We start from the raw sequence: 10,803 nt of genomic DNA, 5'->3' as shown, positions 1-10,803 counted from the left end.
ATTTCCCAGTATGTAAGACCCCTTGAAGACGACGAGGTAGATAGGCTGGGGGTGGAAGTGCAGTAATGCATGGAGCTGACCAGTACTAATCGGTCGAGGGCTTATCCAAATTGCAGGTTTTAAGTCGCAGGTTTCGTTTCGGATCTAGTTTTCAGAGAATGATCTCTGAGCGTATAGCAGCATCGTTTGGTGGCGATGGCGGAGGGGTTCCACACGTACCCATCCCGAACACGACCGTTAAGCCCTCTAGCGCCGATGGTACTTGGACCGAAGGGTCCTGGGAGAGTAGGACGCTGCCAAGCGATTCCCTTTGGGGTATTTTTTTTGCCCCCCTCGTAGAGGAAAAGGGATTTATATACGGGCCCTTAGCTCAGTTGGTTAGAGCGCACCTCTGATAAGGGTGAGGTCGGTGGTTCGAGTCCACCAGGGCCCACCATACAAGTTTTATGAAATTCACGGGGTCCCCGGAAAGTAATCGGAATAAACCTCGAAGCTATACTTCACTTTGTGGGGTAAACAAACATGGGGCCATAGCTCAGCTGGGAGAGCGCCTGCCTTGCAAGCAGGAGGTCAGCGGTTCGATCCCGCTTGGCTCCACCATTCCCTGATAGCTCAGTTGGTAGAGCACTCGACTGTTAATCGAGTTGTCACAGGTTCGAGTCCTGTTCGGGGAGCCATATGGAGAGGTGTCCGAGTTGGCCGAAGGAGCACGATTGGAAATCGTGTAGGCGCCACAAGCGTCTCGAGGGTTCGAATCCCTCTCTCTCCGCCAGAAGATTTTTTAGTAAGGCCCGTTGGTCAAGGGGTTAAGACACCTCCCTTTCACGGAGGTAACAGGGGTTCGAATCCCCTACGGGTCATATATGGAGGCTTAGCTCAGCTGGGAGAGCATCTGCCTTACAAGCAGAGGGTCGGGGGTTCGAGCCCCTCAGCCTCCACCATATAACTTTTATAACGACGCGGGGTGGAGCAGCCCGGTAGCTCGTCGGGCTCATAACCCGAAGGCCGCAGGTTCAAATCCTGCCCCCGCAATTATACTTTCCTAACAGAAAGTGATCTGGAACCGTGGTGTAGTTGGCCTAACATGCCTGCCTGTCACGCAGGAGATCGCGGGTTCGAATCCCGTCGGTTCCGCCATTTTAATAAATTCCACACTTTACACCGTGCCGGTGTAGCTCAACTGGTAGAGCAACTGACTTGTAATCAGTAGGTTGGGGGTTCAAGTCCTCTCGCCGGCACCATTTAATACCTTCACATCTTAATCTATAGTAGAATGTATATTATAGACAAGGATGGGAATACTGAGATACTCTCAGGTTGAATTATGGCGATTGTGGCGAAGTGGTTAACGCACCGGTTTGTGGATCCGGCATTCGGGGGTTCAATTCCCCTCAATCGCCCCATGATTTTATTGGGGATTAGCCAAGCGGTAAGGCAACGGACTTTGACTCCGTCATGCATAGGTTCAAATCCTATATCCCCAGCCATTTTATTAAGAGTCATTAGCTCAGTTGGTAGAGCACCTGACTTTTAATCAGGGTGTCGAAGGTTCGAGCCCTTCATGACTCACCATTTATATTTTGCGGTCGTGGCGGAATTGGCAGACGCGCACGGTTCAGGTCCGTGTGGGCTAACCCCCCGTGGAGGTTCGAGTCCTCTCGACCGCACCATATATTCTGCGGACGTGGCTCAGCGGTAGAGCATCGCCTTGCCAAGGCGAGGGTCGCGGGTTCGATTCCCGTCGTCCGCTCCAATAATATATGCGCCCTTAGCTCAGCTGGATAGAGCGTTTGACTACGAATCAAAAGGCCGGGAGTTCGAATCTCTCAGGGCGCGCCATTATTTCCATTAATATCGGGATGTAGCTCAGCTTGGTAGAGCACCTGGTTTGGGACCAGGGGGTCGCATGTTCAAATCGTGTCATCCCGATTTTTATCATTATGCGGGTGTAGTTCAATGGTAGAACTTTAGCCTTCCAAGCTAATAGCGTGGGTTCGATTCCCATCACCCGCTTACAGTAAGCCTCTTGCCTTGTGCAGGAGGTTTTTTTATTTTTCTATTTATACTCTCATATGTACCTCATCTTATATGAACAGCTCAGAATGTAGTAACTTGCTCTTGCCGAATGATTTTGTTTAAATAGGTAGATAGAGGAATATTATGGGTAAAAATGGTTCGGACTTAAAGAGGAGGAATCGTGTGAAAAGAGCACTTGTTATTGGAGGACATGGAACGTTAGGAAAGGCGATTGTTGCCAAGTTGAATGAGCTGTCTGTAGAAGTGGTTACAGCAGGCAGAAGCTCAGGTGATTATCAGGTCGATATGACCTCAACAGACAGTATTAAGGCTCTTTTTGAAGCTGTGCAAAGCATTGATTATGTCATTGTCGCGGCTGGGCAGACACATTATGCCAGACTGGAAGAGCTGACCCCTGAGAACAACATGATTAGTGTACAGAGCAAATTGCTGGGCCAGGTCAATATCGTGTTGATTGGTCAACACTATGTCAATGACAATGGGAGTTTCACGCTGGTTAGTGGTATTATCAAGGATCATCCTATTGCACAAGGTGCTTCTAGTGCTATGGCCAACGGAGCAATCGATGCGTTTACCAAAGCGGCAGCCTACGAATTGCCAAGAGGTATTCGTCTGAATTCGGTCAGCCCTAATTTGTTTGAAGAGTCTGCTGAGAAATATAGAGACTTTTTCATTGGTTTTAACCCGGTACCTGTGGAACGAGTGGCTAATACGTTTATTCAAAGTGCGCTGGGCATCGAAACGGCACAAACCTTTAAAGTATACTAAATATTCAGAGTAGGCTGATCAATTCATCGTTGAATCGTCAGAAAGTTTAATGCAGGCAGCATCTAGTTGATCTCCATAAAACTAAGCTTGCTAAAATAGGATGATATTACTTAGGATACACCCAAAGTAAAAATAACAAAGGACATTAACAGGATAAACCTGCTAATGTCCTTTTGATTATATCTATGCTTTGCAATTCCAGGCGATTAGTATCTTTCCAAAATCGTTTGAGTCTTCAGGCCATCGGCAGGTATAAGCCAGTTGTTGCTTTCCAACACTTGCAGCAGCTCGGTACGCAGGCCGGATACAGCTGCAGCATCTTCGGTTTTGAAAGAAACCTCTACAAGATTCTCGAAACCTGTCCCATCTGCGTTGCGAATAGGCCATACCTCAAACGACAGCTCTTGTCCATTCCATGTACCTGCATAGCGTTGGAACGTTACAGGGCCGTGAGCACGGGATTGTGAGAGCGTTTGTTTACCCCAGTTGGAAGAGGACCAGTTTTTCAGTTTGCCTGGCAGCTTGTCCAGGAGCATATCGAGCGCATCCTTCTCGGAAGGAAGCTGCACGCCTGTAGCTTTGGTATCCACCTTTTTGGTATTGGAGAAGCTCAGCGTTTGTTTGCCATAACCCCAATCGATCTCAGCCTCATAGTTATCATCTGATGCATCAAATCCCTCTTGATTAGCCAAGGTCAGTGCAGCGTTAATGTCACCGTTAATTACGGGATAGCGCTTTTTGTAGGTCAATTCATAGTTGTTTTTGTCATCCTTCTTCCGGAAACGGACATCCCATCCCGCTTGGTTCAGATTCAGAGCATTGGTGTCAAAGTACTCAGCGCTGATGTTTCTCGGTGTAGAATCCAGGGACAACGTCTGAATAACTTCACTGCGAGGCGTTCCATTCGAGTTCAATACCAGCTCCGGTTTAGCCAGAAACTTCACTTCGTAGGCAGGTACGGCATTGGCAGCCGCTGAAGCCTGGGGTGCCTGGAATGCCAGACTGCTCCCCAATGTGACGATACTCAGCATCAATGAGGTTGTTACCTTTTTCCACTTTTTCAAAACCAATCACTCCCTAGGCTGGATTAATGTACAGACCCACTTTAGCGCCCGAGTATATGAAAGTGATTAACGTTGGACAAGCATTGCGTTAACCCTGCATAGATTTGATGAATGGCGAACGAGAGTTTTTATGGGATCAAGCCAAGAAATGAAGGGGAGCCCGAGACTCCTTCTTGAAGAACTTCCTTGAACCGATTCATTTGAACCGAAGGATGTCGATCCTTATTATGGACCGTGTATATATGCCTAGGGGCTTGTTCCCCGGGAATGGGCAGAACTTGAATCAAGCCATGCTGCTCCTCCCACTGAACGGCCATGCGCGACATGAATGAAATATGACCACCAAGCAGAACCAGCTGCTTGATTGCCTCGAGTGAATCCATCTCTACCGTACTGCGAAGCCGCACGGCATGTTGTTCCAACCATTGGTTGGTCAAACGGCGAGTGCTTGATTCGTTCCCATGGAGGGCGAAGGGAATCTGAGAAATGTGGTCAGGTTCAAGCACTTCTCTACTAGCCAGAGCATGCTGAGGAGCACAGATTAATACCAGATCATCTGCGCATAGCGGATCGGCTTGAAGGATCGGACCAACAAACGGTTCAGAAGAGATGACTCCCAGATCAATCTGGTGCCGCATTAACATCTCGCGAATGACAGGCGATGGTTTGACCGATAACACAATTCGAATACCGGGAAACTCTTGTGAGAATGTATTTAGCATCGGAGGCAGCAGATAGGTTGCAGGTACATAACTCGCCCCAATGTGAAGCGTGCCCCGGTAGAGGCTGTCGTATTCTTGGACTACCCGGCGGGCCTCCTGGGTCAGGGCATTGATTTTAACAGAATAATGAAGCAGGGCCTGTCCAGCCTCCGTTAGGAACGTCTTCCCGCTGCGCGATTCGAATAATCGCACTCCCATCTCTTCCTCCAGGGATTTCATATGAAACGTAACCGTGGGCTGCTTAATGCCCAAAATCTCTGCGACACTGGTCATGTGATGATGCTTGTCAATCAGCTCTACAATTTGCAGTTTAATCAAATTCAACGAATTCACACTCCTCTCCCTTATCCAGGGCCTCCATAATAGAAGATGATTTAATGCTTGTTTTCATAAACACGGAGAGTACAGGACCAATCTGAGAAAGCGAAGCTAAACCCTTTCTGAAAAAAAGCTACTTCGGAAGCATACACTTCGCCTTGATCTCCTGATGTCTCCCTTCGAAAAGGGGATCAAGGAAATTCGGGGATAACAATGAACAGCGATCGGAAGATGGTGCTGTAATCTGTGCAACCAAATGAAAAATTAATTTGAATCACCTTATATAGATTTAATCTATGAACATCAACAGAATTCATCTAAAAAGTTAATTTCATTTTTACATTCCAAACATACAACTCGCGAGAGCGGGAGTTAGACTGAGTACAGTACAAGAAGACAGGCAGGGATGCTTATGAAAATGGAGATTTCAGGAGTTCAAAAATCATTCAATCGCACGCCTGCACTATTGCCTACGGATCTCACGCTTCAGCATGGTCAGTTTACAACGCTGCTTGGTCCATCAGGCTGCGGAAAAACAACATTACTGCGGATGCTTGCCGGACTGGAGCAGCCGGATGCGGGAGAGATTGTTGCGGGTGATCAGTGCATCTTTTCAGCAGCCAAGCGGATTGATGTACCTACCCATAAGCGTAATCTGGGCATGGTGTTTCAGGATTTTGCATTATGGCCGCATATGACGGTATATGAAAATGTGGCATTTGGCTTGAGAGCCGGAAAGCAGAAAGCAAATTTACGGCAGAAGGTAACCGAAGCACTTAGCATGGTTCGCCTGCAAGGCATGGAAGATCGTTATCCTCATCAGCTGTCCGGTGGACAGCAGCAGCGGGTTGCTTTTGCCAGAGCGGTAGCCGTAAGACCTGGTGTTATTCTGTTCGATGAACCACTTAGTGCACTCGATGCTGTACTGCGGGAAGAAATGCGGATTGAGATGATGTCCCTCGTTCGGGATATGGGGCTAACCGCACTATATGTCACTCACGATCAGGTGGAGGCGATGTCGATGTCGGATGAGATTGTGGTCATGGAGAAGGGGCGGATATTGCAAAAAGGTAGCCCCGAGACGATCTACTCCTCGCCAAGCGATCCATTCGTTGCTTCGTTTATCGGCAAATCCAACTGGTTAGCACCTAATCAGTCCATGGTACGGCCGGAGCATGTGACCTGGAACAGGATAAGTCATGACGACCTGCGTTATCAGGCCACGGTACTGAGTGTCAGCTATGTAGGGGAGCGTTATGAAATCCGGGTTCAAATGGAAGGGCTAGGCATATGGACGGCTTACCTGGATCGAAGAGTTCGCGTAGGCGAGCAGGTTCAGCTGTATATCTCGCCGGAGCGTATCTGCCGTATGAACGGGCAGGATCGCATGGATGCGAAGCGGGAAGTTATAGCTGCAGCAAACTAGAAGCTTGAATGAGGAAATGAGAAGAAGTTTAAGTTTACTCGAAAAAACATATAACCAAGGGAGATGGAATGTGATGTTGGGAATGAAAACACGGAAAAAAAGCGCATTGCTGCTGTTAACAGCGGTGATGAGCATCAGCTTGTTCGGATGTAGTACGAATTCTACCGCTGGAAACGCAGGACAATCTGCGGGAGAAGGCAGTGCTGCAGCAGCACAACCAACCGAAACAGCAGGCGGCAAACTGGTGTTGTATAGTGCAGGGCCGCAAAAGCTGGCAGATAATATCGTGAGCGGGTTTACAGCTAAAACAGGGATTGAAGTAGAGATGTTCCAGGGAACAACCGGTAAAATTCTCGCCCGTATGGAGGCAGAAAAATCCAACCCTGTGGCCGATGTAGTTATTCTTGCCTCTTTGCCTTCGGCACAGGCACTCAAGGCTGACGGTTTGACGCTCCCATATCCTGAAGCAGCCAATGCCGACAAGCTGAACAAGGACTGGTCAGATGCAGAAGGTAACTATTTCAGTTCAAGTGCTTCAGCACTCGGAATTGTGTACAACACCAAGCTGGTGTCTACGCCACCGACGAGCTGGGCTGAACTCGCTACACCAGCCTGGAAAGATGCTGTAAATATCCCGGATCCAACGTTGTCTGGCTCTGCACTGGACTTCATTACAGGGTACCTGAGTGTGAAAGGTGACCAAGGATGGGATCTGCTGGACAGCTACAAAGCGAACGGTGTCGCCATGGCAGGTGCGAACCAGGAAGCTCTTGATCCGGTAATTACGGGAGCTAAAAGCATCGTTGCAGCAGGTGTTGATTACATGGCCTATTCCTCCAAGGATAAAGGTGAACCACTAGATATCGTATATCCAGAAGAAGGGACTGTAATCAGCCCAAGACCGGCTGCCATCCTGAAATCAAGCCCGAATGTAGAAAACGCCAAGGCGTTTATCGACTATCTATTGTCCGATGAAGCACAGAAGCTGGTTGCCGATGCGTACCTGATCCCGGGCCGTGAAGATATTGAAGCGACCAACCGGGCCAATCTGAAAGATATTCCTCAGCTGAAAGTGGACTGGAACTGGATGAGTGAACACGGTGATGAAACAGCGGCTCGTTTCTCCGAGATTTTCAAATAAGACTGCTGAAACATATTGAAGAACATTCGGCAACACGTGTGACGCGTGTTTTGGTGGAAGTCATGTGAGGTGAAATCAGTGAAACCTGTTGTACTGGACAACAACCGTATTTTTCGGAGAGTGGGCGTGATTCTGGCCCTCTTTCTGCTGACTATAAGTATTGGCGTACCCTTGCTGCTGATTTTCTGGCAGAGCGTGTATCCGGATGGACAATGGGACTGGATGGCTCCGATCCGGACGATTACTGGTCATCATTTGTCGGGTGTGCTGCTCAATTCTGTCTGGCTTGGCATCTGCGTTGTTACCGTCACCACCTTGCTGGCCCTGCCGCTGGCTTGGATGATGGCCAAGACCCGAATGGGCCAGCACCGCTGGGTGGATGTGATCCTGATGATTCCGTTCATGACACCTCCGTATATCGGCTCCATGGGCTGGATTTTGTTTATGCAAAAAGGAGGATACCTGCAGCAGTGGGTGTCATCAGCTGAGAAATGGAGCGAACTCTTCTTCAGTTTCTGGGGCATGGTGCTGATTATGAGCCTGCATCTATTCCCATTTCTATACTTGCTGCTGCGGGATGCACTGATTCGCATTGGCGGCAATCTCGAAGAAGCAGGATCAGTGCACGGAGCACCAGCAGGCTATCGGTTCAGACGCATTATATTACCCTTACTGTTATCTTCCTACGGGATGGGGATTATGCTTGTTTTCGTTAAAACGATTGCGGAATTCGGAACTCCGGCCACCTTCGGCCGCCGCATCGGATACTATGTCATGACCTCGGAGATCCACAAATATATCTCCAGTTGGCCGATTGACTTCGGTAAGGCCACCTCACTGGCATCGGTCTTGTTATCCGTATGTCTCGTCATGTGGTACATGCAGTCTGCTATGAGTCGTAAATTCACGTACCGTCTAGTGGGAGGCAAAGGACAGCGGTCCAAACGGTATTCCCTTCGCGGGGGAGCAGGCTGGCTATGCGGTCTGTATCTCGCGGTACTTCTCATTCTCTCCGTGGGGATTCCGTACTTCTCCATTATTGCGGCGTCGACGATGAAGCTGCGCGGGGCCGGATTGTCTCTGGACAATGTAACACTGGATCACTATCGGGATCTGCTCTCTTGGGGCTCGGTTAGCATGAAAGCCATCGGAAACAGCCTGGGATTATCCCTCGCCGCTTCCACCGTTGCGGTTGTGATTGGTACAGGTTTTGCCCTGGCGATTGGCAAGTCATCCTCATTCATGCAGCGAGTCATTGATCTGTTTAGCCTGCTTCCCAACACCGTACCCGGCATTGTCATGGTTGTGGGTCTGATCCTGTTCTGGAATTCACCTTGGATGCCTGTCACCCTGTATAACACGTACGGGATGGTGGTTCTGACGTATGTCGTACTGTTTTTGCCATATACGGTGCAATACGTAAAATCGAGCTTTACTCAGATTGATGGTACTTTGTTTCAGGCAGGTCAGGTGTTTGGCGGAAAGCCGCTGTATATCCTTCGGCGCATTCTTGTGCCGCTCATCATTCCCGGCATGCTGGCCGGTTGGATGATGACATTCACCATTGCTACACGCGAGCTCGTAGGCTCATTGTTGATTCTCCCGCCGTCCATGCAGACGTCGGCAACATATATCTTTGCCCAGTTTGAACAAGGTCAGGTCTCGCTCGGAATGGCCATGGCGGTTGTAACGGTCGGCATGACCGTACTGATGCTGCTCGGCATTGAACTACTGAATTCAAAGAGAAAGTGGAATGCATCATGATCAAACTGAACATATGGGGCGGGGCAGGGGAGCATGGCCGCTCCGCCTATCTCTTGAGCGGAAACAGAACTCACATTTTAATGGATTGTGGCGTGAAAAAAGAAGGAGCGGGAGCATACCCGCTTATCCAGCCCGAACTTGTATCAACACTGGATGCTGTTCTGCTGTCCCACGCGCATGAGGATCATTCCGTTGCTATTCCTTTATTGTATAAAATGGGCTATCAGGGTGAAGTATGGACGACACGTGAGACAAGGGAGCAGCTGAATACCTATTTCCGGGCGTGGCGCAGCAATCTGGAGCGTGCAGGACATGATCTTCCCTATGAGGAGACAGACGTGGAGTCCATACGTTACAGGTATCTGGAGGATCAGGCGAAGCCTGGGATCTGGTTCGAGATGATTCCTGGTCTGCACGTGTTATGGGGACGCAGTGGTCACCTTGCAGGATCGGTATGGTTTGCACTTGAGATGGAGGGTAAACGGATCTTCTATTCCGGGGACTATACGTCCGAGTCCATGCTTTTACAGGAAGATTGTGCGGCAGAGGCGCTGAGATTGGCAAGCCTGTTCAGGGGCAGGGAGCACAAAAGCAGCCGTATAAATCATTCACGATTGACTCAAGGCTTGGCTGTTAGTGATGGCATACCATTTGCTGGAGAACCGCGGGTGGAACTAGCGATAGCAACTGAGAATTCTGAAATTTCCAAGATATCCATGACTCCTTTGTTAACAAAGAGCGGCTTGAATCAGCCGTTGGATCTGGCGATTGTGGATGCTGCATATGGAACGGACCGGGATACGCAGGCAGACAAGCTGGAACAATTGGACCGTGCCATACGCCAGACCATTGCTCGGGGTGGTAAGGTGCTTTTACCAATGCCTTCGGTAGGCCGTGGTCAAGAGATCATACTGTGGGCACATCAGCAGTTCCCTGGCGTTCCGATGATCGTTGAACAGGGGCTAGTAGATGGCATGAAGCAGCTGTTGCGTGTCCCGTACTGGCTAAGAGAACAGGGAACACATCTCGAGGGTCTGTTAACGGGCGCCATTGAACGATTTCTAAAGGGACAATCCTGGCATTTGCCCAAAAGTCAGGAGGATCGGGGGCGACTGCTGAATCAATATGGTGCTTCCCTATGGTTTATTCCCGACGGCATGATGCAATCTTCCCTTGCCCGTTGGTACTATAGCCAGCTGGCGGCGAGTGTTGAAAACCTGATCCTGCTCACCGGGCATGCGGCTGTGGGCACTTTTGCACAGCAGCTAGCACAGAATCCGGCGGAGTATGGGATCTGTGAGGTGCAGAAGATTCGTTATAAAGTGCATCAAGGCTGGCTGGATGTCGAGAGAATGCTGCAGCGGCTGCCTGCTCGGCATACCTTGCTTGTGCATGCAGATAAGGCCGAGACGGACAGATTGAGAGAGGGCTTGTCCATAACATGTCAAAGTTCAGGAGCAGTTTATTCGCTCTCTCCTGGAGATGAGTTGTTTTTTTAGAGTAGATGCACAACGAATTAGAGATGCTTTTATAGGCGTCTCTTTTTTATTTTTACACAGAAAT

The 10,803-nt window shown here is 49.3% G+C and carries 7 protein-coding genes, 17 tRNA genes and 2 rRNA genes; 24 read left to right on the top strand and 2 right to left on the bottom strand.

Translation table 11 applies throughout. The features are described from left to right. The 20 genes from GUA98_RS23870 to GUA98_RS23775 form a co-directional block, all read left to right on the top strand. A 23S ribosomal RNA gene (locus GUA98_RS23870) occupies nt 1–109 on the top strand; the annotation flags it as partial. 76 nt (nt 110–185) lie between these two features. Next, nucleotides 186–302: ribosomal RNA gene (gene rrf / locus GUA98_RS23865) — 5S ribosomal RNA — on the top strand. A 57-nt stretch (nt 303–359) separates the two neighbouring features. After that, nucleotides 360–436, top strand: a tRNA-Ile gene (locus tag GUA98_RS23860). Nucleotides 437–524: 88 nt separating this feature from the next. Continuing rightward, a tRNA-Ala gene (locus tag GUA98_RS23855) sits at nt 525–600 on the top strand. A gap of 1 nt (nt 601) precedes the next feature. After that, nucleotides 602–677 (top strand) — tRNA-Asn (locus GUA98_RS23850). A gap of 3 nt (nt 678–680) precedes the next feature. Continuing rightward, a tRNA-Ser gene (locus tag GUA98_RS23845) sits at nt 681–772 on the top strand. 16 nt (nt 773–788) lie between these two features. Next, a tRNA-Glu gene (locus GUA98_RS23840) sits at nt 789–860 on the top strand. 5 nt (nt 861–865) lie between these two features. After that, a tRNA-Val gene (locus GUA98_RS23835) sits at nt 866–941 on the top strand. A 17-nt stretch (nt 942–958) separates the two neighbouring features. Beyond that, nucleotides 959–1,032, top strand: a tRNA-Met gene (locus GUA98_RS23830). 27 nt (nt 1,033–1,059) lie between these two features. Further along, nucleotides 1,060–1,137: transfer RNA gene (locus GUA98_RS23825), tRNA-Asp, on the top strand. Nucleotides 1,138–1,165: 28 nt separating this feature from the next. Beyond that, nucleotides 1,166–1,241 (top strand) — tRNA-Thr (locus tag GUA98_RS23820). 86 nt (nt 1,242–1,327) lie between these two features. Then, nucleotides 1,328–1,403, top strand: a tRNA-His gene (locus GUA98_RS23815). Between the two features lie 9 nt (nt 1,404–1,412). Next, nucleotides 1,413–1,487 (top strand) — tRNA-Gln (locus tag GUA98_RS23810). A gap of 9 nt (nt 1,488–1,496) precedes the next feature. Beyond that, nucleotides 1,497–1,572 (top strand) — tRNA-Lys (locus GUA98_RS23805). A 10-nt stretch (nt 1,573–1,582) separates the two neighbouring features. Beyond that, nucleotides 1,583–1,670: transfer RNA gene (locus GUA98_RS23800), tRNA-Leu, on the top strand. An 8-nt stretch (nt 1,671–1,678) separates the two neighbouring features. Continuing rightward, nucleotides 1,679–1,753, top strand: a tRNA-Gly gene (locus tag GUA98_RS23795). Nucleotides 1,754–1,762: 9 nt separating this feature from the next. Next, nucleotides 1,763–1,839: transfer RNA gene (locus tag GUA98_RS23790), tRNA-Arg, on the top strand. Nucleotides 1,840–1,855: 16 nt separating this feature from the next. Beyond that, nucleotides 1,856–1,929, top strand: a tRNA-Pro gene (locus GUA98_RS23785). Nucleotides 1,930–1,942: 13 nt separating this feature from the next. Further along, nucleotides 1,943–2,013, top strand: a tRNA-Gly gene (locus GUA98_RS23780). Between the two features lie 186 nt (nt 2,014–2,199). Next, entirely contained in the window at nt 2,200–2,805 is a 606-nt protein-coding gene (locus tag GUA98_RS23775) for a short chain dehydrogenase (protein ID WP_321573912.1), read from the top strand. A 206-nt stretch (nt 2,806–3,011) separates the two neighbouring features. On the opposite strand, the gene GUA98_RS23770 is transcribed toward GUA98_RS23775, so the two are convergent. Both GUA98_RS23770 and GUA98_RS23765 read right to left on the bottom strand, forming a co-directional pair. After that, nucleotides 3,012–3,869: a CYTH domain-containing protein gene (locus GUA98_RS23770; protein WP_193724601.1), complete on the bottom strand. Its 858-nt coding sequence runs from the start codon at nt 3,867–3,869 to the stop codon at nt 3,012–3,014. A gap of 128 nt (nt 3,870–3,997) precedes the next feature. Continuing rightward, nucleotides 3,998–4,915: a LysR family transcriptional regulator gene (locus tag GUA98_RS23765; RefSeq protein ID WP_193724600.1), complete on the bottom strand. Its 918-nt coding sequence runs from the start codon at nt 4,913–4,915 to the stop codon at nt 3,998–4,000. 406 nt (nt 4,916–5,321) lie between these two features. Here GUA98_RS23765 and GUA98_RS23760 point away from each other — a divergent pair, with 406 nt between their 5' ends. From GUA98_RS23760 to GUA98_RS23745, 4 genes are all read left to right on the top strand, one after another. Next, complete coding sequence (locus GUA98_RS23760; protein ID WP_193724599.1) at nt 5,322–6,335, top strand: ABC transporter ATP-binding protein; 1,014 nt, start codon at nt 5,322–5,324, stop codon at nt 6,333–6,335. 73 nt (nt 6,336–6,408) lie between these two features. Then, the gene (locus tag GUA98_RS23755; RefSeq protein ID WP_193724598.1) at nt 6,409–7,476 is read left to right on the top strand and encodes an ABC transporter substrate-binding protein; all 1,068 of its coding nucleotides are present in this window, start codon (nt 6,409–6,411) and stop codon (nt 7,474–7,476) included. A gap of 78 nt (nt 7,477–7,554) precedes the next feature. Further along, nucleotides 7,555–9,240, top strand: a complete 1,686-nt coding sequence (locus GUA98_RS23750) for an ABC transporter permease (protein ID WP_193724613.1) — start codon at nt 7,555–7,557, stop codon at nt 9,238–9,240. Further along, nucleotides 9,237–10,739: an MBL fold metallo-hydrolase gene (locus tag GUA98_RS23745; protein ID WP_193724597.1), complete on the top strand. Its 1,503-nt coding sequence runs from the start codon at nt 9,237–9,239 to the stop codon at nt 10,737–10,739. Before GUA98_RS23750 ends, GUA98_RS23745 begins: the two co-directional genes overlap by 4 nt. The last annotated feature ends 64 nt before the right edge of the window (nt 10,740–10,803 follow it).

Source organism: Paenibacillus sp. P13VS (assembly GCF_015143645.1).
Taxonomy (GTDB): Bacteria; Bacillota; Bacilli; order Paenibacillales; family Paenibacillaceae; genus Paenibacillus; species Paenibacillus xylanilyticus_A.
This window is presented reverse-complemented; position numbering and strand designations above follow the sequence as displayed.

Coding starts and splice junctions, on each gene's coding strand:
- GUA98_RS23745 (WP_193724597.1), top strand. CDS start 9,237: ATGATCAAACTGAACATATGGGGCGGGGCAGGGGAGCATGGCCGCTCC.
- GUA98_RS23755 (WP_193724598.1), top strand. CDS start 6,409: ATGTTGGGAATGAAAACACGGAAAAAAAGCGCATTGCTGCTGTTAACA.
- GUA98_RS23760 (WP_193724599.1), top strand. CDS start 5,322: ATGAAAATGGAGATTTCAGGAGTTCAAAAATCATTCAATCGCACGCCT.